The organism is Bacillus cereus group sp. BfR-BA-01492, from assembly GCF_022662815.1.
GTDB lineage: Bacteria > Bacillota > Bacilli > Bacillales > Bacillaceae_G > Bacillus_A > Bacillus_A cereus_BD.
On the sequence record NZ_JAKUEH010000020.1, the window covers coordinates 38634 to 58425 of the forward strand.

Sequence of the window (19792 nt, forward strand, 5' to 3'; positions counted from 1 at the left end):
GGTTTGCAAAGTGAGCGAACGTAACCAACGCAAAGTTTATACTGGTCGTGTTGTATCTGACAAAATGGACAAAACGATTACAGTTTTAGTTGAAACTTACAAAACTCATTCCTTGTACGGAAAACGCGTTAAGTATTCTAAAAAATACAAAGCGCATGATGAGCAAAACCAAGCAAAAGTTGGCGATATCGTTAAAATCATGGAAACTCGCCCGCTTTCTGCTACTAAGCGTTTCCGTTTAGTTGAAATCGTTGAAGAAGCGGTTATTATCTAAATAGACGAATCGGAATTAAAAGTCCGAAGGGAGGTTTCATAACATGATCCAACAAGAATCTCGTTTAAAAGTTGCTGACAACTCTGGTGCACGTGAACTTTTAACAATTAAAGTATTAGGCGGCTCTGGTCGTAAATATGCTAACATCGGTGATATTATCGTTGCTACGGTAAAACAAGCAACACCAGGTGGCGTTGTTAAAAAAGGTGACGTTGTTAAAGCAGTAGTAGTACGTACGAAGAGCGGCGCTCGTCGTCCGGATGGTTCTTACATTCGTTTTGATGAAAACGCAGCTGTTATCATTAAAGACGATAAGAGCCCACGCGGTACTCGTATCTTCGGACCAGTAGCTCGTGAACTACGCGATAGCAACTTCATGAAGATCGTTTCTTTAGCTCCAGAAGTTCTATAATTTAAGGTATTGCCTTGCTAAGGAGGTGCAGAATTAAGATGCATGTAAAAAAAGGTGATAAAGTACAGGTAATCACTGGTAAAGACAAAGGAAAACAAGGCGTTATCCTTGTAGCTTTCCCAAAGGAAAACCGTGTTATCGTTGAGGGTGTTAACATCGTTAAGAAGCACTCTAAGCCATCTCAATTAAATCCACAAGGTGGAATTATCACGAAAGAAGCACCTATCCACGTATCTAATGTTATGCCATTAGATCCAAAAACAGGTGAACCTACTCGTGTAGGCTACAAAGTGGAAGATGGTAAAAAAGTTCGTATTGCAAAAAAATCTGGTGAATTATTAGATAAATAATTTTCTTATGAAAGGAGGTCACTTCATTGAATCGCCTTAAAGAGAAGTTCCAAAAGGAAATTACTCCTGCTCTTATGAGCAAGTTTAACTATAAATCTGTAATGCAAGTACCGAAAATCGAAAAGATCGTTATCAACACTGGTGTTGGTGATGCGGTAGCAAACTCTAAAGCATTAGACAATGCTGTAGAAGAATTAACTCAAATCGCAGGTCAAAAACCTGTAATCACTCGTGCTAAAAAATCTATCGCAGGTTTCCGTCTTCGTGAGGGAATGCCAATTGGTGCGAAAGTTACTTTACGCGGTGAGCAAATGTATGAGTTCTTCGACAAATTAGTAACAGTTTCTTTACCACGCGTACGCGATTTCCGTGGTGTATCTAAGAAATCTTTCGATGGTCGTGGTAACTATACATTAGGTGTTAAAGAGCAACTTATCTTCCCTGAGATCGATTATGATAAAGTAAGCAAAGTCCGCGGTATGGACATCGTAATCGTTACTACAGCGAATACTGATGAAGAAGCTCGTGAACTTTTAACACAATTCGGTATGCCATTCCAAAAATAATGGAAGCCAACGCTAAGTAGAGGAGGCGAAAACGTGGCTAAAAAATCTATGATTGCGAAACAAAAGCGTACTCCTAAGTTTAAAGTACAAGAGTATACACGTTGCGAGCGCTGCGGTCGTCCGCATTCTGTATACCGCAAATTTAAACTTTGCCGTATTTGTTTCCGTGAACTTGCATATAAAGGTCAAATTCCTGGTGTTAAAAAAGCTAGTTGGTAAAACCCACAAATGGGAAGGAGGTAAAACACATGGTGATGACAGATCCAATTGCAGATATGCTTACTCGCATCCGTAATGCGAACATGGTACGTCATGAGAAATTAGAGGTTCCTGCTTCTAAAATCAAAAAAGAAATTGCTGAACTTTTAAAACGTGAAGGTTTCATTCGTGATGTAGAATATATCGAGGATAACAAACAAGGTATCCTTCGTATTTTCCTGAAATATGGTGCAAACAACGAACGTGTAATCACTGGATTAAAACGTATCAGTAAACCTGGCTTACGCGTTTACGCTAAAGCTGACGAAGTACCACGTGTACTTAACGGATTAGGTATCGCTCTTGTTTCTACATCTAAGGGAGTAATGACAGACAAAGATGCTCGTCAATTACAAACTGGTGGAGAAGTAGTAGCATACGTTTGGTAATTAATATTGAAACGAACGGAGGTGTGACCACATGTCTCGTATTGGTAAAAAGATTCTTGAAATCCCTGCAGGTGTTACTCTTACTGTAGCAGAAGATAATACTGTAACTGTAAAAGGCCCTAAAGGTGAATTAACTCGTCAATTCAACGCTGATATGTCTATCAAAATTGAAGAAAACATCCTAACAGTAGAGCGTCCATCTGAACAGAAGGAACACCGTGCACTTCACGGTACAACTCGTGCTTTATTAGGAAACATGGTTGAAGGTGTAACTACAGGTTTCGCGCGCGGTCTTGAATTAGTCGGTGTCGGTTACCGTGCTCAAAAACAAGGCAACAAACTTGTGTTGAACGTAGGTTACTCTCATCCAGTTGAGATTACTCCAGAAGCAGGCATCGAAATCGAAGTTCCTGCTCCAACAAAAGTTATCGTTAAAGGTATCAGCAAAGAACGCGTTGGTGCTTTAGCTGCAAACATTCGTGCTGTACGTGCTCCAGAACCTTACAAAGGTAAAGGGATTCGTTACGAAGGCGAAGTTGTTCGTCGTAAAGAAGGTAAAACTGCTAAGTAAGCCCGTTAGGTGAAAGAAAGGAGTGACAAGAATGATCACTAAAGCTGATAAAAATGCGACTCGTAAGAAAAGACATGCACGTGTACGTGCTAAACTTACTGGTACTGCAGAACGTCCACGTTTAAACGTGTTCCGTTCAAACCAACACATTTACGCTCAAGTTATTGATGATGTAAATGGTGTAACGTTAGTAAGTGCATCTACTCTTGATAAGGACCTTGCTCTTAACGGTACAGGCAACATTGAAGCTGCTACGAAAGTTGGCGAATTAGTTGCTAAGCGTGCTGTAGAGAAGGGTGTTAAAGAAGTAGTATTTGATCGCGGTGGTTATTTATACCATGGCCGTGTTAAAGCTCTAGCTGAAGCTGCTCGTGAGGCTGGATTACAATTTTAATGGTCAAAGGAGGGAAAATTGATGCGTCGCATTGACCCAAGCAAATTAGAACTTGAAGAACGTGTAGTTACGATAAACCGTGTTGCGAAAGTTGTTAAGGGTGGTCGTCGTTTCCGCTTTGCTGCACTAGTTGTAGTTGGTGATAAGAACGGTCACGTTGGATTCGGTACTGGTAAAGCTCAAGAGGTACCAGATGCTATTCGCAAAGCTATCGAAGATGCTAAGAAAAACTTAATCGAAGTACCTTTAGTTGGTACATCAATTCCACACGAAATCATCGGACATTTCGGTGCTGGTGAAGTATTCCTAAAACCTGCTGCTGAAGGTACTGGGGTTATCGCTGGTGGACCAGTTCGTGCGGTTCTTGAGTTAGCTGGTGTACAAGATATTCTTTCTAAATCTCTTGGTTCTAACACACCAATTAACATGATTCGCGCTACTGTGAACGGATTAAGCGAACTTAAGCGTGCTGAAGAAGTAGCAAAATTACGTGGTAAATCTGTAGAAGAGCTACTAGGTTAAGAAGGAGGGAAAACAAATGGCGAAAAAGTTAGAAATTACCCTCACTCGTAGTGTAATTGGTCGTCCACAAGATCAACGTGCGACTGTAGAAGCTTTAGGTCTTAAAAAGTTGAATGCAACTGTAGTTAAGGAAGAAACTCCTGCTATTCTTGGTATGATCAACAAAGTTTCTCACCTTGTAACTGTAAAAGAAGCTTAAGGATAACTCATTAATATAAGGAGGTGCCTGGGAATGAAACTTCATGAATTAAAACCTGCAGAAGGTTCTCGTAAAGTACGTAACCGTGTTGGTCGCGGTATCGGTTCTGGAAACGGTAAAACTGCTGGTAAAGGTCATAAGGGACAAAACGCTCGTTCTGGTGGCGGTGTTCGTCTTGGCTTTGAAGGTGGTCAAACTCCATTATTCCGTCGTTTACCAAAACGCGGCTTCACAAACATTAACCGTAAAGAGTTTGCTATCGTAAACTTAGCGGCATTAAATCGTTTTGAAGATGGTACAGAAGTAACACCTGAATTATTACTGGAAACTGGCGTTATCAGTAAATTAAACGACGGTGTTAAAGTTCTTGCAAGCGGAGCAGTTGAGAAAAAATTAACTGTTAAAGCGCACAAGTTCTCTTCAAGTGCTAAAGAAGCAATTGAAGCAGCTGGCGGAACAGTTGAGGTGATCTAATGTTTCGTACAATCTCCAACTTTATGCGCGTTGCTGAGATAAGACGTAAAATATTTTTCACTTTAGCGATGTTAATCGTTTTTAGAATTGGCACGTTTATCCCAGTGCCATTTACAAATGGAGACGTACTAAAAGCACAAGATCAGTTAAATGCATTAGGAATCCTAAATACATTTGGCGGTGGAGCTTTGAAAAATTTCTCCATCTTTGCGATGGGAATCATGCCGTATATCACAGCATCCATCATCGTGCAGTTATTGCAGATGGATGTTGTTCCTAAATTTGCGGAATGGTCAAAACAAGGCGAAATGGGTCGTCGTAAATTAACACAATTCACGCGTTATTTTACAATTGTTCTTGCTTTTATTCAGGCGTTTGGTATGTCAATCGGTTTTAACGGTATGGTAGGTGGACAGTTAATTTTGAATCCAGGTTGGGGCACTTATTTATACATTGCAACGGTACTGACTGCTGGTACTGCATTTTTAATGTGGTTAGGTGAACAGATTACAGCTAAAGGTGTAGGGAATGGTATTTCCATTTTAATCTTTGCTGGTATTGCCGCGGCGATCCCAAATGTATTATCGCAAGTTTACTTACAACAGTTTCAAAATGTCGGAGATCAACTGTTCATGAGTATCGTTAAAGTTGTATTGATTTTACTAGCTGTGCTAGCGGTCGTTGTGGGTGTTATTTACATCCAGCAAGCTGTTAGAAAGATCCCAATTCAATATGCGAAGCGTGTAACAGGAGGAAATGGTGGTTATGCTGGAGCACAAAACACACATTTACCGCTTAAGGTAAATAGTGCGGGTGTTATTCCAGTAATTTTTGCTGTTTCGTTCTTGATTACACCTCCAACTATTGCACAGTTCTTCCCAAAACACGATATATCGCAGTGGATTATCGCAAACTTTAACTATTCTCACCCTGTGGGAATGATCGTATATGTAGCGCTCATAGTAGCTTTCACATATTTCTATGCATTTGTTCAAGTTAATCCAGAGCAAATGTCAGAGAACCTAAACAAGCAAGGTGGATATGTTCCAGGTATTCGTCCGGGTAAGAATACAGAACAATATCTAACAAAAATCTTGTATCGTTTGACCTTTGTAGGATCTATTTTCCTAGCAGCGATTGCAATCCTTCCAGTTATCTTTACGAAGCTGGGAAATCTTCCGCCGTCTGCACAGATTGGTGGAACGAGTATGTTAATCGTTGTCGGCGTTGCTTTAGAAACAATGAAGCAGCTAGAAAGCCAACTGGTAAAACGCCATTACAAAGGGTTTATCAAGCAGTGAGTAAGTGACGGGAAGAGAATGTCTTCCCTACATGCTCATTATGAGGGGGAACAAAGATGAACTTAATTCTAATGGGGCTTCCTGGTGCTGGTAAAGGTACACAAGCCGAACAGATTGTTGCCAAGTATAACATCCCTCACATTTCAACAGGCGATATGTTCCGTGCAGCTATGAAGGCTGAAACTGAACTTGGTTTGCAAGCTAAATCTTTTATTGATAAAGGTGCGCTTGTTCCAGATGAGGTTACAATCGGAATCGTTCGTGAACGTTTGAGTCAAGAAGACTGCAAGAAAGGTTTCTTGCTAGATGGTTTCCCACGAACAGTTGCACAAGCATCTGCGCTTGAAGAAATTATGAAAGATCTTGGCAAAAAAATCGACTATGTTTTAAACATTAATGTGGATTCAGGATTGCTGTTAAAACGTCTTACAGGCCGTCGCATTTGTAAAGAGTGCGGTGCGACTTACCACTTAGAATTCAATCCGCCAGCAAAAGCTGACGTATGTGATAAATGTGGTGGCGAATTATATCAACGCTCTGATGACAATGAAGAGACTGTAGCAAATCGTTTAGAAGTAAATATTAAGCAAACAAAACCGTTGCTTGATTTCTACGAGGAGCTGGGTTACTTACAAAGCATTAATGGTGAGCAAGATATCAATAAAGTATTTGCTGATATCGATGTTCTCATCGGAGGCTTAGCGTAATGATCATTTGCAAAACTCCTCGCGAGATAGAAATCATGCGAGAGGCTGGCAGGGTCGTTGCTTTAACTCATCAAGAGTTGAAAAAGCATATTGCTCCAGGAATTACAACGAAAGAGCTCGATCAAATAGCGGAAAAGACGATTCGAAAATATGGTGCTACGCCATCTTTTAAAGGATACAACGGATTTCCGGGAAGCATATGTGCTTCTGTAAATGAAGAGCTTGTACATGGGATTCCAGGAAAGCGCAAGCTCCAAGAAGGCGATATCATCAGTATCGATATTGGTGCGAAATACAATGGGTATCATGGAGATTCTGCATGGACGTATCCAGTAGGAAACATTTCTGAATCTGTTCAAAAGCTACTTGATGTCACAGAAAAATCGTTGTATCTTGGTTTAGAACAAGTAAAACCAGGCGAAAGATTATCTAACGTCTCACATGCGATTCAAACGTATGTTGAAGATAATGGGTTGTCGATCGTTCGGGAGTATGTTGGTCACGGAATCGGGCAAGACTTACATGAGGATCCGCAAATTCCGCACTATGGTCCACCAAATCAAGGTCCTAGATTAAAGCCGGGAATGGTCATCTGTATTGAACCGATGGTGAACCAAGGAAGACGATATGTAAAAACACTATCTGATGACTGGACAGTGGTAACGGTAGATGGTAAATGGTGTGCCCATTTTGAGCACACGATTGCTCTTACAGAAGCAGGATACGAAATCCTTACCACTTTATAAGTAGCTGGCTCTCCGGGATTTCAGAACAGTGTAAAATGTTACTGATTTGAAGAAGGGAGAACTATTGAATGGCTAAAGATGATGTAATTGAAGTCGAAGGTACCGTTCTTGAAACGTTGCCAAATGCTATGTTCAAAGTAGAATTAGAGAATGGGCATGTCGTATTGGCTCACGTTTCTGGTAAAATCCGTATGAACTTCATTCGTATTTTACCAGGAGACAAAGTTACGGTAGAATTATCTCCGTACGATTTAAATCGTGGTCGTATTACGTACCGTTTTAAATAATATAGCACTCCGTAATCTTTAAGGAGGTTCGAGACATGAAAGTAAGACCGTCAGTTAAACCAATCTGCGAAAAATGTAAAGTTATTCGTAGACGTGGAAAAGTAATGGTTATTTGTGAAAACCCTAAACATAAACAAAAACAAGGTTAATCTGAAGGAGGTGTATTCGGAATGGCACGTATCGCAGGTGTAGATATTCCTCGTGACAAACGCGTTGTTATTTCTTTAACTTACGTATTCGGCATTGGTCGTACTACTGCTGAAAAAATTCTTGCTGAAGCTGGTGTTTCTGAAGAAACACGAGTTCGCGACTTAACGGAAGATGAATTAGGACGTATCCGTGATATCATCGATCGTATCAAAGTTGAAGGTGATCTTCGTCGTGAAGTATCTCTTAACATTAAACGTCTAATGGAGATCGGTTCTTACCGTGGTCTTCGTCACCGTCGTGGTTTACCAGTTCGTGGTCAAAACTCTAAAAACAATGCTCGTACACGTAAAGGTCCACGTCGTACAGTAGCAAATAAAAAGAAATAATAAGTAAAGGAGGTTGAACTAACTATGGCACGTAAAACAAACACTCGTAAAAAACGTGTGAAAAAGAATATTGAGACTGGTGTAGCTCATATTCGTTCTACTTTCAATAACACAATCGTAACACTTACAGATACTCATGGTAACGCAATTTCTTGGTCTAGTGCTGGTGCACTTGGTTTCCGTGGATCTCGTAAATCTACTCCATTCGCTGCACAAATGGCTGCTGAAACAGCTGCTAAAGCTGCAATGGAGCATGGTTTAAAATCTTTAGAGGTTACTGTAAAAGGTCCTGGTGCTGGTCGTGAAGCAGCAATTCGTGCTCTTCAAGCTGCAGGTCTAGAAGTAACAGCAATTAGAGATGTTACTCCAGTTCCTCATAATGGATGTCGTCCACCAAAACGTCGTCGTGTATAATTTTTCTGTATAGAATTTTCCCTTTTGTCTATAATGGATATGATGCCTTATCGAGAAATTTCGTACAGAAACATCGCTTGTTGTGCACAATCGGGAACTGCCTAAGGGGGACTTTCGGTTAAACAGAGGTTTTCCCTTTGTTTAACCGAGGTTTCGACGTTTTGAAGGAGGGTTTAGTTAATGATTGAAATTGAAAAACCGAAAATCGAAACGGTTGAACTTAACGAAGATGCTAAGTATGGTAAATTCGTAATTGAACCGCTTGAGCGTGGGTATGGTACTACTTTGGGTAACTCCTTACGTCGTATTCTTTTATCCTCACTCCCTGGTGCCGCTGTAACTGCTATCCAAATCGATGGCGTATTACACGAATTTTCAACAGTTGAGGGCGTAGTAGAGGACGTTACAACGATCATCTTAAACTTGAAAAAGTTAGCTCTTAAAATCTACTCTGAAGAAGAGAAGACGTTGGAAATCGACATACAGGGCGAAGGTATTGTCACAGCTGCTGATATTACTCACGATAGTGATGTTGAAATCTTAAATCCGGATTTATACATTGCGACGTTAGCAAAGGATGCGCATTTCCGCGTGCGTTTAACTGCAAAGCGTGGCCGTGGGTATACGCCAGCTGATGCAAATAAAAGCGAAGATCAACCAATAGGAGTTATTCCTATTGATTCTATTTATACTCCAGTGTCACGTGTAACTTACCAAGTGGAAAAGACACGTGTTGGACAAGTGGCAAATTATGATAAGCTTACGCTTGATGTATGGACGGATGGAAGCATCGGGCCAAAAGAAGCTATCTCTTTAGGAGCCAAAATCTTAACTGAGCATTTAAATATTTTTGTTGGTTTAACTGATGAAGCACAAAATGCTGAGATTATGGTCGAGAAGGAAGAAGATCAAAAAGAAAAAGTTCTTGAAATGACTATTGAAGAACTTGATCTTTCTGTTCGTTCTTATAATTGCTTAAAACGTGCAGGAATTAATACTGTACAAGAGCTTGCGAATAAAACAGAAGAAGATATGATGAAAGTTCGTAACTTAGGACGTAAATCCTTAGAAGAAGTTAAACATAAACTTGAAGAATTAGGTTTAGGTTTACGTAAAGACGACTGAGGATTTAATTTCATCAACAAAGGAGGGAACTACGAATGGCATACAGAAAATTAGGCCGTACAAGTGCGCAACGTAAAGCTATGTTACGTGACTTAGCTACTGATTTAATTATCAATGAGCGCATTCAAACGACAGAGACTCGTGCAAAAGAACTTCGTTCTGTAGTGGAAAAAATGATCACTTTAGGTAAACGCGGAGATCTTCATGCTCGTCGTCAAGCAGCAGCTTTCATTCGCAATGAAGTTGCTAACGCTGAGACTGGTCAAGATGCACTTCAAAAACTTTTCGCTGATGTAGCTCCACGCTATGCTGAGCGTCAAGGCGGATACACTCGTATTGCAAAAATTGGTCCACGTCGTGGAGACGCAGCACCAATGGTAATTATCGAGTTAGTATAATGATAATTAAAAGGGCAGGACAGTTCTTTTCAAGTAACTGGTCGTGGCCCTTTTTTTTTAAATATAAAGATGAGGCTAACTCGGCAAAAGAAAGGGTGCCTTATATTGAAAAGAGAGAAACTTCGTGTGCAAAATGTATCATTTCAATATCCTGGGGCGACTGCTTATGCGTTAAAAGATGTATCCTTTTCTCTAAATGAGGGAGAATGGGTGTCTGTCATTGGACAAAATGGTTCAGGAAAATCTACTCTTGCAAAACTACTAAATGGCTTATTTTTACCGGAATCAGGTACGATTACAGTAAATGGTACAATGATCTTATCTGAGGAAACAGTATGGGACATTCGAAAGCAAATTGGTATGGTTTTTCAAAATCCAGACAATCAATTTGTAGGTACAACAGTGCAAGATGACGTTGTATTTGGGCTTGAGAATGTTGGTATGCCTAGAGAACAGATGGTAGAACGAATGAAACAAGCATTGCATTTAGTTAGAATGGAAGAGTTCTTGCATGAGGAGCCGCATTCATTATCTGGTGGTCAAAAGCAACGTGTTGCAATAGCGGGAATTTTAGCCCTTCAGCCATCGGTTTTAATATTGGATGAGGCAACATCGATGTTGGATCCAAAAGGACGCGTTGAAGTTGTTGAGACTGTGAGACAGCTTGTGGATGAAAAAGGAATTACTGTTTTATCTATTACACATGATTTAGAGGAAGCTGTACAGTCGGATCGTATTATTATTTTAAATAAAGGAGAAATATTAGAGGAAGGGACACCACAGCAAATTTTTAAATCCTCTCATATGCTCAAGGAAATTGGTTTAGATGTACCTTTTTCGGTAAAAATAGCAGAATTATTAAAAAGAAGTGAAATTCCACTGCAAAACACGCATCTTACAATGGAAAGTTTGGTGAACGAACTTTGGAGATTACATTCCAAAAGGTAGAACATCGTTATCAATATAAGACTCCCTTTGAAAGACGCGCGCTTTATGATGTAGACGTGTCATTTCCAAGTGGGGGATACTATGCCATTATCGGTCATACTGGTTCCGGTAAATCAACGATGATTCAGCATTTAAATGGCTTGTTGCAGCCAACACATGGTACAGTCCGAATTGGAGAACATATGATTTCATCTCAAAAAAAAGCTAAAAAACTCAAGCCGCTACGAAAAAAAGTAGGGGTTGTCTTTCAGTTTCCAGAACATCAGTTATTTGAGGAAACAGTTGAGAAGGATATTTGTTTTGGTCCTTCAAATTTTGGCGTATCGGAGGCAGAAGCAAAGAAAAAGGCAAGATATGCGATCGAACTTGTTGGACTGGATCCAGAATTATTAGCACGTTCTCCGTTTGAATTAAGCGGTGGACAAATGAGACGCGTTGCAATAGCGGGTGTACTTGCGATGGAACCAGAAGTACTTGTATTAGACGAACCCACAGCAGGGCTTGATCCGAAAGGGCAGCATGAGCTTATGGAGATGTTTTATACACTTCATAAAGAGAAGGGACTGACAGTCATTCTTGTTACTCATAACATGGAGGATGCTGCAAAATACGCAGATCAAATCGTGGTTATGCATAAAGGAACGGTCTTTTTGCAAGGAAGAGCGGAGGAAGTATTTTCACATGCAAATGAATTAGAGCAAATCGGTGTGGATCTTCCAATGTCTTTAAAGTATAAACGTGCAATTGAAGAGAAGTTTGGTATTTCGATTCCAAAGGCTACCTTATCTTTAGAGGATCTTACTCATGAAGTTGTACAGGTATTACGAAAAGGTGGTCATGAATCATGCAGCAGTTGATCATTGGGAGATATATTCCAGGCAAGTCACTCATTCATCAACTTGATCCGCGTACGAAGCTATTAATTGTTTTTCTATATGTATTTGTTGTCTTTTTAGCAAATAATGCGATTTCATATGGATTTTTATTCTTGTATGCACTCATTGCTTTATTTTTTGCAAAAGTGCCGATTCGTTATGTACTTTCGGGCTTAAAACCAATTTTATGGATTTTTCTTTTCACATTTTTCCTGCATATTTTTACAAATAAAGAAGGAGATGTACTACTTCAGCTTGGTTGGTTTTCGATATATGAAAAAGGTTTAGAGCAAGGGATATATATTTCAATACGCTTTGTTGTCATTATTTTAATGACAACTTTACTAACGTTAACGACTACACCCATTGAGATTACAGATGGCATGGAAACGTTATTAAAGCCGTTGAAACGTTTTAAAGTTCCTGTTCATGAAATTGCTTTAATGATGTCTATTTCTCTCCGGTTTATTCCAACATTGATGGATGAGACAAGTAAAATTATGAAAGCACAAGCATCCCGTGGCATTGATTTTGCTGGTGGTCCGATAAAAGACAGGTTAAAAGCAATTATTTCTTTACTCGTTCCCCTTTTTATTAGTGCCTTTAAGCGTGCTGAAGATTTAGCTATCGCAATGGAAGCTCGTGGGTATCAAAGCGGTGAGGGACGTACGAAATTTAGGCAACTACGCTGGAAAACAAGTGATACTGTAACATTAATAAGCTTATTTTGCTTAGCGTGTATTCTAGTATGGGTAAGATCATAATGGAGAGTAGAAAGATGGAAAGAATAAAGTGTACAGTTGCATATGATGGGATCAACTTTTGTGGATATCAAATTCAACCGCAGCATCGTACTGTGCAACAAGAAATCGAAAAAGCTTTGCAAAAATTGCACAAAGGAGAACTTGTTCGCGTACAGGCGTCAGGAAGAACAGACTCTACTGTTCATGCGAAAGGACAAGTCATTCATTTTGATACACCATTGTCTCTTGAAGAATGGCAGTGGGGGAACGCTTTAAATACATTATTGCCAGACGATATTGTAATCGTGCAAGTAGAGAAAAAAACGGAAGAATTCCATGCGCGCTATGGTGTTGCAAAAAAGGAATATCGTTACCGTGTATTATTATCTAAAACGGCGGATGTATTCCGTAGAAATTATGTATATCAGTATCCATATCCAATTGATATACAATTCATAAGAAAAGCGATTCCTTATTTTATAGGGACGCATGATTTTACATCATTTTGTTCGGCAAAGACGGATAAAAAAGATAAAGTGCGAACCATTTATGAGATAGATCTATTCGAACAAGGTGATGAATTAGTTTTTCGCTTTGTTGGTAATGGTTTTTTATATAATATGGTTAGAATCATTGTCGGAACGCTACTTAGCGTAGGGCAAGGAAAGATTGATCCAGATAGTATTCCAGAGATTTTAGCTAAGCAAGATCGACGCTTTGCGGGGAAGATGGTACCAGGGCATGGCCTTTATTTATGGCAGGTAAACTATAACAACTAATCCTGGTGTAACATTTGCTTGACATTAGATTCTCAAAACGATATCATAACATATGGTATTGTTTCTAAAACCACGATTAGCCCCGGAAGGAAGTCGTGTTTAAGATAAACAATAGATTTTTTCTATGAAAAGATAATCGAGTAGGAGGGAAACAAATGCGTACAACTTTTATGGCAAAAGCTAATGAAGTTGAGCGTAAATGGTATGTGGTTGACGCTGAAGGTCAAACTTTAGGTCGCCTTGCTAGTGAAGTAGCATCCATTTTACGTGGTAAACACAAACCAACATTTACACCACACGTTGACACTGGTGATCATGTAATTATTATTAACGCTGAGAAAGTTCACTTAACAGGTAATAAATTAAACGATAAAATTTACTACCGTCACACTCAACATCCAGGTGGACTTAAACAAAGAACAGCTCTAGAAATGCGTACAAACTACCCTGTACAAATGTTAGAGCTTGCAATTAAAGGCATGCTTCCAAAAGGACGCCTAGGACGTCGAATGTCTAAGAAATTAAACGTGTATGCTGGAGCTGAGCATCCACATCAAGCACAAAAACCAGAAGTTTACGAACTTCGCGGATAATTAATTAAAGGAGGGCTTACTTTGGCACAGGTTCAATACTATGGAACTGGACGTCGTAAGAGTTCAGTAGCACGCGTACGCCTAGTTCCAGGCGAAGGACGCGTTATCATTAACGGTCGTGATTTTGAAAACTACATTCCATTTGCTGCATTACGTGAAGTAGTAAAACAACCTTTAGTTGCAACAGAAACTTTAGGTAACTACGATGTACTTGTAAACGTAAATGGTGGTGGATACACTGGTCAAGCTGGTGCAATCCGTCACGGTATCGCTCGCGCTTTACTAAAAGCTGATCCAGAATACCGTTTAACATTAAAACGTGCAGGTCTATTAACTCGTGACGCACGTATGAAAGAACGTAAAAAATACGGTCTTAAAGGCGCACGTCGTGCACCTCAGTTCTCAAAACGTTAATTTTTGCGAACTTCAAACCCCAACCACTTGGTTGGGGTTTTTATTTTATCTTGATGACTTTCATTGTTCTATTTTATGCTTGGAATATTTTAGTGCGACCTTCTTGCGTATGCTTCTTCTGTAGAAGTTTAGACTAATACGTAATTAGGGAGGTTTAGAAGTACTATGAATGTCATTGTTGATTTGCAAGAAAGACAAAAAGAAAAACAATTAAAGTATGAACGTAAGATGTTAAGAGAACTTTCACTAAAATCATTGCGTTCCAATATTCATGATGCTTTTCATAGACAAGAGCTTCATCGGCAATATGAGGATTATTGTATTGAATTAGGAATTGAATCGTATTTGCTAGGTGCAAGGTATAGCAAATTTGGTTACTATGGCGAATCTTTTTTTGATGTGAAATATAGATCTTTGGAAGAAGAACAGCAGTTAACGGAAATGTTATTTCTTTTTTTAACGAATATGACGATGCGCGGAGAAGAAGTAGAAGATAAGAATTTGCTTTATAAATCTTGTGAGCGATTTATTAGTGCCTGGTGGCGAGAAGGCTATGAGAAAGGTGAAAGAAGATATCGTTTAAAGTTGCATTAAGAGAAGCATAAACTTTCCTCTTGTCCCATATAAGTAATTAGAGGGACTAGCTGGAGGAGGAAAGGTATGAAGAGAATTCGAATGATCTCTTTAGTGCTAGCTGCGGTTATATTGTTTTTCTTGATAAAACAGGAATTGCAAATTACAAAGTCGTGGCGGGCCTGGAATTTACCCCTATCAGGAAAGGTAATTGTACTTGATGCTGGACATGGTGGACCGGATGGGGGAGCGGTTGGTGGGAGAGATATTGTAGAAAAAAACATTACACTTGAAATTACAAAAATGCTGCAAGACTATTTACAGGAACAAGGAGCCTTGGTGATTTTAACGAGAGAAGGAGACTATGATTTAGCTGATAAAGATATAAAGTCGTATAGTAGGCGTAAGGCAGAAGATTTAAAAAAACGTGTAGCAATGATTAATAAGCCAGATGTGGATTTTTTTGTGAGTATTCATTTGAATGCTCTGCCTAGTAATAGCTCAAAGGGAGCGCAAACATTTTATCACCGCTCTTTGCTTGAAAATGAACGAGCGGCAAAGTTTATACAAGCTGAACTGCGAACGAGCTTAGAGAATACGAACCGTTCCGCTAAAACCATTTCGCATGTCTATTTACTTAAGTATGCTAAGACTCCAGGTACATTGGTTGAGGCTGGTTTCTTATCAAATGTAAATGAAAGGTATATGTTAAATTCGGAAAAATATCAGCAAAAAGTAGCAGCTGCCATTTATCGCGGGATTTTGCGTTATTTTACGGAAAAAGGAAACCCTCCTGAATGAGGAGGGTTTTTGCGTTTCTCTCATTAACGAAGTTTTCGGAAAATATGTTATACTGGAAATGTAAACGCATTTATTTGAAGTAAAAGAGGACAAACCCAATTTATTTCACATCATACGGGGGGCTAGGCGAATTATGGTAACAAAAGAGCAAGTAGTGAAGGTGCTTGAAGGGATTACTGATCCATTTCTACATAAAACATTAAAAGAAACGAACGCAATTCAAGAAGTAACTGTTAAACCTGAGAAGGGCCATGTAAGTATAAAAATTACGATTGTAAAAACGGGAACGGCTGAACAAATGCAGCTACAAGCAGCGATTGTTAAACTGATTAAAGAACTTGGAGCTGCAACAGTTGGCTTGCGTTTTGCCGAATTTACTGAGGAAGAGTTAGCGCAGTTTGCTCCACCGGAAGATCACGAGAATGAATCATTACTTTCACCGCATTCCAAAACAACATTTATAGCTGTTGCGAGTGGAAAAGGTGGCGTAGGAAAATCAACGGTTTCTGTTAACCTCGCGATTGCATTAGCGCGTCTAGGGAAAAAAGTGGGGATTATTGATGCTGATATTTATGGTTTTAGTGTACCGGATATGATGGGGATCGAGAAACGCCCTGTTGTAAGAGGAGATAAAATTATTCCTGTAGAAAGATTAGGAGTGAAAGTAATTTCTATGGGATTCTTTGTGGAAGATAATGCACCTGTCATTTGGCGTGGGCCAATGCTCGGCAAAATGTTAAATCACTTTTTCACAGAAGTGGAATGGGGAGATTTAGATTACTTAGTATTAGATTTACCACCAGGAACTGGAGATGTAGCTTTAGATGTACACACAATGCTACCATCTTGTAAAGAAATTATTGTAACAACACCTCATCCGACTGCTGCATTTGTAGCAGCTCGCGCAGGTGCAATGGCACTCCGGACGGAACATAGTATTCTTGGTGTTATTGAAAATATGGCGTACTTTGAAAGTAAAGTAACTGGAGAAAAAGAATATGTGTTCGGTAAAGGTGGAGGAGATAAATTAGCCGCTGAATTACAAACAGAAGTGCTAGGTCGAATTCCGCTTCAACAACCGGATTGGAATAAAGAAGATTTTGCGCCATCAGTATATGAAGACACGCATAAAACAGGCATTATTTATCGAACAATAGCTGAACAAGTAATTGAAAAGACTTCAGTAAAACAAAGCTAATAAAAGTAGGATAAAAATCCCCCCGCTATTGTAGATTGCGGGGGATTTTTAATCATTTAAAGAAGAAGTGGAATATAGGTTTATTATTTTTGTTCTTTGCCTCCCTCTTCTTCGCCACCACTTTCTTTTTTCTTAGCTCCATTTTCTTTTTCAGCTTTTTTAACTCCTTTGCTAATGATATCAATCATTTTAGCTTGGAAGAGTGGACTTTCCGCTGTTTCGTTCAATACTTGTTGTAAATATTGACGATATTCTTTGCTTTTCATTGTTTGTTGCATCATTTTTTCTACTTCAGGATTTTTCATAATCTCTATAACCCCTGCTTGATATTCAGGGTCTTTTAACAAAGTTTTCATTAAGTTTGTTTGCTCTTTCCCCATGCTTTTTGCAAACTTAGCTGAAAACTCAGGGTCCTTAAATAACTTTTCCCAAAATTGTTGTCCTTTATCGGATACCATTGCATCTTCAATTGTCTTTTTTACTACTGTTTCGTCTAGTATGAGTGCCTGTTTCATTTTTTCATCGGTTAATACATCTTGAATGGCTTTCTTTCCTTGATCTGTTTTTAAAATATCAACAATCATTTTTTTTGTTTGATCATAATCCAATTCTGTTTTTGCTTCTTCTCCTCCCTGTGCACATGCTACAAGGGAAAGAGACAGGAACAAGGAAATTAAAATGAGCAGCATCCGTTTCATAACTAGGAGCTCCTTTCAACGCAGTTCTCTTTTTTAATATAAATATCTTTAAGGAATTTATACATGATCATGGGTAGCTTTTTGAAATTGTGGTTGATACAATTTAAGTAGAAATATACGAATAATGGGGGATGTGTTGTGAATAGTCGAAAGTGGGTACGATTGTTTTTTACGACGTTGCTTCTTGGTGGAATTAGCACAATCTTTATTGGTTTTGTTCTAGAATGGGACAAGTATGCTAAATTTTTTCAAAATTTTGACGGAAAGGAGATTTTGGCAGTTTCCTTCTGGTTAATGGGGGTAGGCTTTATCTTTAGTGTAATAAGCCAAATGGGATTCTTTGCTTATTTAACTGTACATCGTTTCGGATTAGGCATGTTTCGATCTTCTTCTCTCTGGAATGCGGTGCAAATTTTTTTCATTGCGTTTGTTCTATTCGATTTCGTTTATTTAAGATCTGTGCTTATTGCAAATGGAGAAGTTTCATTAGGGAATAATATTCTTGTAGCTGGAATGCTATTTTTGTTCGGGCTTTTCGTAGCGTATATAAAGAGTAAAGAGACAAATAAAAAAGCATTTATCCCGGCGTTATTCTTTATGGTTGTGGTAACAATTCTCGAATGGGTACCAGCGCTACGGATTAATGATACAAATTGGCTATATTTAATGGTTATCCCGTTGTTATTATGTAATGCATATCAATTGCTCATACTGCATCGCTTAATAGGACAAAAGAGCAAGGCAGCTAGTTGAGAAAAAAAGGATACATCCTCTTTTTATTATAAAGGGATTGTATCCTTTTTAATTTGGAGAAATAGGACTTTAGTGGATAGTGGAATTTACATTTTTACTTTTGGCGTTTGTATTAGAAATTAATTGGGAAATCGATATTTGCTCATAACCATCACTTTTTAACTTTTGTAGAAGAAGTGGTAATGCTTTATTTGTTTGAAGCGCAGAGTCAGAGGCGTGCAGTAAAATGATATCACCGCCGCGCAAATGATTGGAAACAAATGACACAATTTGATCTACACCAGGGTTTTTCCAGTCATTCGGATTGTTACTCCAATGAACAATGGTGTAACCAAGAGAGTCTGCAACTTTCAAAGTTGTTTTGTTAAAATCGCCACTAGGAGGCCGTAAGAGTTTCAGTTGCTTTACACCAAGTTTTTCGAATACATCGTGTGCCCGTAAAAGATCTTTCCTTACTTCATTTGCCTTTAATGATGTGTAGGGAGTGTAGTTGTATCCCATACTACCGATTTCGTGGCCATCTTTAAGGATTCGTTCCACAATATCAGGATGTCTTTCAGCCCATGCTGCGGAGAGAAAGAATGTTGCATTTTTAATATCGCGTTCTTTTAAAGTATCCAGGATTGGCATTGCTTTTTTATCGCCCCAACTAATATCAAATGTTAACGCAACTTGTTTTTTAGCTGTATCTCCTTTATAAATAACCTTTGGCCCAGTAGCAGTGGAAAAAGCAGATTCATGAGAATACGTTTTTAGAAAAAGCATCCATGCTGTAAATAAGGAAAGTACAATGATAAAACTAATGTGCTTAAATTTGCGTTTACTTGTGATAAAAAAGAAAAACATAATACTCCGCCCCTTTGTCCAATCCTTTTCAGTTACATATATGCAATAAGAATGAAAAAGAGAACGGATGAATGAATATCGTAAGTGATGGATATAATAGGGAATACTATTTCGTATGTTACAAGAAATATTTGTGATGGAAGATTATTTGGGGTGATAGTTTGATTGGGCTTATGATAACGGAGGAAGAGCAAAAAGAAATGGAGTACATATTAAAAAGAGAGATGGATGAACTCCTATTTGATTTTGAAGATGAACGTATACATCATGTAGTGAAAAAAACAATGGAAGAACGATATAAGATTCTTTTTTGTTTATTTCGTAGAATAGCAAATAGGGAAGAATGTCTCCCATATGTGAGAAAAAGAATTTTTTATTAAAAAGTGTTGACTAAAATATTGAACCTATGATAAATTAATATACGTCGCTGATGCAGGACATGCAGAAAGCGAAAAAACAAATAAAAAACTTAGTTGACATTGAAATACAGAGATGTTAACATAAGGAAGTCGCAAATGAAGCGACAAACGAGTTCTCTGAAAACTGAACGAAACAAACAACGTGAAACGTCAATTTTTATTTATGATGCTAGACAAACTTTATTGGAGAGTTTGATCCTGGCTCAGGATGAACGCTGGCGGCGTGCCT

At 38.7% G+C, this 19792-nt stretch carries 33 protein-coding genes; 31 read left to right on the forward strand and 2 right to left on the reverse strand.

Annotation, left to right across the window (positions count from 1 at the left end; genetic code table 11):
- Positions 1 to 10 precede the first annotated feature (10 nt).
- The 29 genes from rpsQ (at position 11) to MR063_RS18800 (ending at position 16847) form a co-directional block, all read left to right on the forward strand.
- Positions 11 to 274, forward strand: coding sequence for a 30S ribosomal protein S17 (gene rpsQ / locus MR063_RS18660; RefSeq protein ID WP_011983253.1), 264 nt, complete (start codon positions 11 to 13; stop codon positions 272 to 274).
- Between the two features lie 43 nt (positions 275 to 317).
- Positions 318 to 686: a 50S ribosomal protein L14 gene (rplN, locus tag MR063_RS18665; protein WP_011983254.1), complete on the forward strand. Its 369-nt coding sequence runs from the start codon at positions 318 to 320 to the stop codon at positions 684 to 686.
- A gap of 38 nt (positions 687 to 724) precedes the next feature.
- Entirely contained in the window at positions 725 to 1036 is a 312-nt protein-coding gene (rplX, locus tag MR063_RS18670; RefSeq protein ID WP_011983255.1) for a 50S ribosomal protein L24, read from the forward strand.
- Between the two features lie 26 nt (positions 1037 to 1062).
- Complete coding sequence (rplE, locus tag MR063_RS18675; protein WP_242145460.1) at positions 1063 to 1602, forward strand: 50S ribosomal protein L5; 540 nt, start codon at positions 1063 to 1065, stop codon at positions 1600 to 1602.
- Between the two features lie 33 nt (positions 1603 to 1635).
- Positions 1636 to 1821, forward strand: a complete 186-nt coding sequence (rpsN, locus tag MR063_RS18680; RefSeq protein WP_001085700.1) for a 30S ribosomal protein S14 — start codon at positions 1636 to 1638, stop codon at positions 1819 to 1821.
- A gap of 29 nt (positions 1822 to 1850) precedes the next feature.
- The gene (rpsH, locus tag MR063_RS18685; RefSeq protein ID WP_000245511.1) at positions 1851 to 2249 is read left to right on the forward strand and encodes a 30S ribosomal protein S8; all 399 of its coding nucleotides are present in this window, start codon (positions 1851 to 1853) and stop codon (positions 2247 to 2249) included.
- A 31-nt stretch (positions 2250 to 2280) separates the two neighbouring features.
- Complete coding sequence (gene rplF, locus MR063_RS18690) at positions 2281 to 2820, forward strand: 50S ribosomal protein L6 (protein WP_242145461.1); 540 nt, start codon at positions 2281 to 2283, stop codon at positions 2818 to 2820.
- A gap of 31 nt (positions 2821 to 2851) precedes the next feature.
- A complete protein-coding gene (gene rplR, locus MR063_RS18695) occupies positions 2852 to 3214 on the forward strand; it encodes a 50S ribosomal protein L18 (RefSeq protein WP_098545551.1) in 363 nt (120 codons plus the stop codon).
- Positions 3215 to 3235: 21 nt separating this feature from the next.
- A complete protein-coding gene (gene rpsE, locus MR063_RS18700) occupies positions 3236 to 3736 on the forward strand; it encodes a 30S ribosomal protein S5 (RefSeq protein ID WP_011983260.1) in 501 nt (166 codons plus the stop codon).
- A gap of 16 nt (positions 3737 to 3752) precedes the next feature.
- Positions 3753 to 3935 (forward strand): 50S ribosomal protein L30, encoded by a 183-nt coding sequence (gene rpmD, locus MR063_RS18705; RefSeq protein ID WP_011983261.1) that lies wholly within the window; start codon positions 3753 to 3755, stop codon positions 3933 to 3935.
- A gap of 33 nt (positions 3936 to 3968) precedes the next feature.
- Positions 3969 to 4409 (forward strand): 50S ribosomal protein L15, encoded by a 441-nt coding sequence (rplO, locus tag MR063_RS18710; RefSeq protein WP_011983262.1) that lies wholly within the window; start codon positions 3969 to 3971, stop codon positions 4407 to 4409.
- A complete protein-coding gene (secY, locus tag MR063_RS18715; protein ID WP_242145462.1) occupies positions 4409 to 5710 on the forward strand; it encodes a preprotein translocase subunit SecY in 1302 nt (433 codons plus the stop codon). Before rplO ends, secY begins: the two co-directional genes overlap by 1 nt.
- Positions 5711 to 5766: 56 nt before the next feature.
- Positions 5767 to 6417, forward strand: coding sequence for an adenylate kinase (locus MR063_RS18720; protein WP_011983264.1), 651 nt, complete (start codon positions 5767 to 5769; stop codon positions 6415 to 6417).
- Entirely contained in the window at positions 6417 to 7163 is a 747-nt protein-coding gene (gene map, locus MR063_RS18725) for a type I methionyl aminopeptidase (RefSeq protein WP_242200693.1), read from the forward strand. Before MR063_RS18720 ends, map begins: the two co-directional genes overlap by 1 nt.
- A gap of 68 nt (positions 7164 to 7231) precedes the next feature.
- Positions 7232 to 7450 carry a translation initiation factor IF-1 gene (gene infA, locus MR063_RS18730; RefSeq protein ID WP_001029884.1) on the forward strand — a complete coding sequence of 73 codons (219 nt, stop codon included), beginning with the start codon at positions 7232 to 7234 and terminating at the stop codon, positions 7448 to 7450.
- Between the two features lie 35 nt (positions 7451 to 7485).
- A complete protein-coding gene (gene rpmJ, locus MR063_RS18735; RefSeq protein WP_000868344.1) occupies positions 7486 to 7599 on the forward strand; it encodes a 50S ribosomal protein L36 in 114 nt (37 codons plus the stop codon).
- Between the two features lie 21 nt (positions 7600 to 7620).
- The gene (rpsM, locus tag MR063_RS18740; RefSeq protein ID WP_000090789.1) at positions 7621 to 7986 is read left to right on the forward strand and encodes a 30S ribosomal protein S13; all 366 of its coding nucleotides are present in this window, start codon (positions 7621 to 7623) and stop codon (positions 7984 to 7986) included.
- A 24-nt stretch (positions 7987 to 8010) separates the two neighbouring features.
- Complete coding sequence (gene rpsK, locus MR063_RS18745) at positions 8011 to 8400, forward strand: 30S ribosomal protein S11 (protein WP_011983266.1); 390 nt, start codon at positions 8011 to 8013, stop codon at positions 8398 to 8400.
- Between the two features lie 180 nt (positions 8401 to 8580).
- On the forward strand, positions 8581 to 9525 hold the full coding sequence (locus MR063_RS18750; RefSeq protein ID WP_042981378.1) for a DNA-directed RNA polymerase subunit alpha: 945 nt from the start codon (positions 8581 to 8583) through the stop codon (positions 9523 to 9525).
- Between the two features lie 35 nt (positions 9526 to 9560).
- The gene (gene rplQ / locus MR063_RS18755; RefSeq protein ID WP_000331490.1) at positions 9561 to 9923 is read left to right on the forward strand and encodes a 50S ribosomal protein L17; all 363 of its coding nucleotides are present in this window, start codon (positions 9561 to 9563) and stop codon (positions 9921 to 9923) included.
- Positions 9924 to 10028: 105 nt separating this feature from the next.
- The gene (locus MR063_RS18760) at positions 10029 to 10871 is read left to right on the forward strand and encodes an energy-coupling factor ABC transporter ATP-binding protein (protein ID WP_242200695.1); all 843 of its coding nucleotides are present in this window, start codon (positions 10029 to 10031) and stop codon (positions 10869 to 10871) included.
- Positions 10847 to 11728: an energy-coupling factor ABC transporter ATP-binding protein gene (locus tag MR063_RS18765; RefSeq protein WP_242145465.1), complete on the forward strand. Its 882-nt coding sequence runs from the start codon at positions 10847 to 10849 to the stop codon at positions 11726 to 11728. Before MR063_RS18760 ends, MR063_RS18765 begins: the two co-directional genes overlap by 25 nt.
- The gene (locus MR063_RS18770; protein WP_242200699.1) at positions 11716 to 12510 is read left to right on the forward strand and encodes an energy-coupling factor transporter transmembrane component T family protein; all 795 of its coding nucleotides are present in this window, start codon (positions 11716 to 11718) and stop codon (positions 12508 to 12510) included. The genes MR063_RS18765 and MR063_RS18770 overlap by 13 nt, the downstream gene beginning before the upstream one ends.
- 14 nt (positions 12511 to 12524) lie before the next feature.
- Positions 12525 to 13268 carry a tRNA pseudouridine(38-40) synthase TruA gene (gene truA, locus MR063_RS18775; protein ID WP_313929701.1) on the forward strand — a complete coding sequence of 248 codons (744 nt, stop codon included), beginning with the start codon at positions 12525 to 12527 and terminating at the stop codon, positions 13266 to 13268.
- A gap of 155 nt (positions 13269 to 13423) precedes the next feature.
- Positions 13424 to 13861 (forward strand): 50S ribosomal protein L13, encoded by a 438-nt coding sequence (gene rplM / locus MR063_RS18780; RefSeq protein WP_242200704.1) that lies wholly within the window; start codon positions 13424 to 13426, stop codon positions 13859 to 13861.
- Positions 13862 to 13882: 21 nt separating this feature from the next.
- Positions 13883 to 14275, forward strand: a complete 393-nt coding sequence (gene rpsI / locus MR063_RS18785; protein ID WP_011983273.1) for a 30S ribosomal protein S9 — start codon at positions 13883 to 13885, stop codon at positions 14273 to 14275.
- Between the two features lie 165 nt (positions 14276 to 14440).
- A complete protein-coding gene (locus MR063_RS18790) occupies positions 14441 to 14869 on the forward strand; it encodes a DUF2521 family protein (RefSeq protein WP_242200706.1) in 429 nt (142 codons plus the stop codon).
- A 66-nt stretch (positions 14870 to 14935) separates the two neighbouring features.
- Positions 14936 to 15649, forward strand: a complete 714-nt coding sequence (cwlD, locus tag MR063_RS18795; RefSeq protein WP_242200708.1) for an N-acetylmuramoyl-L-alanine amidase CwlD — start codon at positions 14936 to 14938, stop codon at positions 15647 to 15649.
- A gap of 133 nt (positions 15650 to 15782) precedes the next feature.
- Positions 15783 to 16847, forward strand: a complete 1065-nt coding sequence (locus MR063_RS18800) for an Mrp/NBP35 family ATP-binding protein (RefSeq protein ID WP_242200710.1) — start codon at positions 15783 to 15785, stop codon at positions 16845 to 16847.
- Positions 16848 to 16930: 83 nt separating this feature from the next.
- Here MR063_RS18800 and gerD read toward each other — a convergent pair whose 3' ends face one another.
- A complete protein-coding gene (gene gerD / locus MR063_RS18805; protein ID WP_242145470.1) occupies positions 16931 to 17545 on the reverse strand; it encodes a spore germination lipoprotein GerD in 615 nt (204 codons plus the stop codon).
- A 138-nt stretch (positions 17546 to 17683) separates the two neighbouring features.
- Between gerD and MR063_RS18810 the strand changes: the two genes are divergently transcribed.
- Positions 17684 to 18298 (forward strand): KinB-signaling pathway activation protein, encoded by a 615-nt coding sequence (locus tag MR063_RS18810; protein ID WP_242200715.1) that lies wholly within the window; start codon positions 17684 to 17686, stop codon positions 18296 to 18298.
- Positions 18299 to 18367: 69 nt separating this feature from the next.
- Here the strand turns inward: MR063_RS18810 and pdaB are convergent, their stop codons facing one another.
- On the reverse strand, positions 18368 to 19144 hold the full coding sequence (pdaB, locus tag MR063_RS18815) for a polysaccharide deacetylase family sporulation protein PdaB (protein ID WP_242200718.1): 777 nt from the start codon (positions 19142 to 19144) through the stop codon (positions 18368 to 18370).
- 161 nt (positions 19145 to 19305) lie between these two features.
- On the opposite strand from pdaB, the gene MR063_RS18820 reads away from it, so the two are divergent.
- Complete coding sequence (locus MR063_RS18820; protein WP_242145473.1) at positions 19306 to 19524, forward strand: hypothetical protein; 219 nt, start codon at positions 19306 to 19308, stop codon at positions 19522 to 19524.
- Positions 19525 to 19792 lie beyond the last annotated feature (268 nt).

Coding starts and splice junctions, on each gene's coding strand:
- rplM (WP_242200704.1), top strand. CDS start 13,424: ATGCGTACAACTTTTATGGCAAAAGCTAATGAAGTTGAGCGTAAATGG.
- rplN (WP_011983254.1), top strand. CDS start 318: ATGATCCAACAAGAATCTCGTTTAAAAGTTGCTGACAACTCTGGTGCA.
- cwlD (WP_242200708.1), top strand. CDS start 14,936: ATGAAGAGAATTCGAATGATCTCTTTAGTGCTAGCTGCGGTTATATTG.
- rpmD (WP_011983261.1), top strand. CDS start 3,753: ATGGCGAAAAAGTTAGAAATTACCCTCACTCGTAGTGTAATTGGTCGT.
- gerD (WP_242145470.1), bottom strand. CDS start 17,545: ATGAAACGGATGCTGCTCATTTTAATTTCCTTGTTCCTGTCTCTTTCC.
- MR063_RS18770 (WP_242200699.1), top strand. CDS start 11,716: ATGCAGCAGTTGATCATTGGGAGATATATTCCAGGCAAGTCACTCATT.
- rplX (WP_011983255.1), top strand. CDS start 725: ATGCATGTAAAAAAAGGTGATAAAGTACAGGTAATCACTGGTAAAGAC.
- MR063_RS18750 (WP_042981378.1), top strand. CDS start 8,581: ATGATTGAAATTGAAAAACCGAAAATCGAAACGGTTGAACTTAACGAA.
- secY (WP_242145462.1), top strand. CDS start 4,409: ATGTTTCGTACAATCTCCAACTTTATGCGCGTTGCTGAGATAAGACGT.
- rpmJ (WP_000868344.1), top strand. CDS start 7,486: ATGAAAGTAAGACCGTCAGTTAAACCAATCTGCGAAAAATGTAAAGTT.
- MR063_RS18720 (WP_011983264.1), top strand. CDS start 5,767: ATGAACTTAATTCTAATGGGGCTTCCTGGTGCTGGTAAAGGTACACAA.
- rplF (WP_242145461.1), top strand. CDS start 2,281: ATGTCTCGTATTGGTAAAAAGATTCTTGAAATCCCTGCAGGTGTTACT.
- MR063_RS18790 (WP_242200706.1), top strand. CDS start 14,441: ATGAATGTCATTGTTGATTTGCAAGAAAGACAAAAAGAAAAACAATTA.
- truA (WP_313929701.1), top strand. CDS start 12,525: ATGGAAAGAATAAAGTGTACAGTTGCATATGATGGGATCAACTTTTGT.
- rpsM (WP_000090789.1), top strand. CDS start 7,621: ATGGCACGTATCGCAGGTGTAGATATTCCTCGTGACAAACGCGTTGTT.
- pdaB (WP_242200718.1), bottom strand. CDS start 19,144: ATGTTTTTCTTTTTTATCACAAGTAAACGCAAATTTAAGCACATTAGT.
- infA (WP_001029884.1), top strand. CDS start 7,232: ATGGCTAAAGATGATGTAATTGAAGTCGAAGGTACCGTTCTTGAAACG.
- rpsH (WP_000245511.1), top strand. CDS start 1,851: ATGGTGATGACAGATCCAATTGCAGATATGCTTACTCGCATCCGTAAT.
- rplQ (WP_000331490.1), top strand. CDS start 9,561: ATGGCATACAGAAAATTAGGCCGTACAAGTGCGCAACGTAAAGCTATG.
- map (WP_242200693.1), top strand. CDS start 6,417: ATGATCATTTGCAAAACTCCTCGCGAGATAGAAATCATGCGAGAGGCT.
- rpsK (WP_011983266.1), top strand. CDS start 8,011: ATGGCACGTAAAACAAACACTCGTAAAAAACGTGTGAAAAAGAATATT.
- rpsE (WP_011983260.1), top strand. CDS start 3,236: ATGCGTCGCATTGACCCAAGCAAATTAGAACTTGAAGAACGTGTAGTT.
- rplO (WP_011983262.1), top strand. CDS start 3,969: ATGAAACTTCATGAATTAAAACCTGCAGAAGGTTCTCGTAAAGTACGT.
- MR063_RS18800 (WP_242200710.1), top strand. CDS start 15,783: ATGGTAACAAAAGAGCAAGTAGTGAAGGTGCTTGAAGGGATTACTGAT.
- rplR (WP_098545551.1), top strand. CDS start 2,852: ATGATCACTAAAGCTGATAAAAATGCGACTCGTAAGAAAAGACATGCA.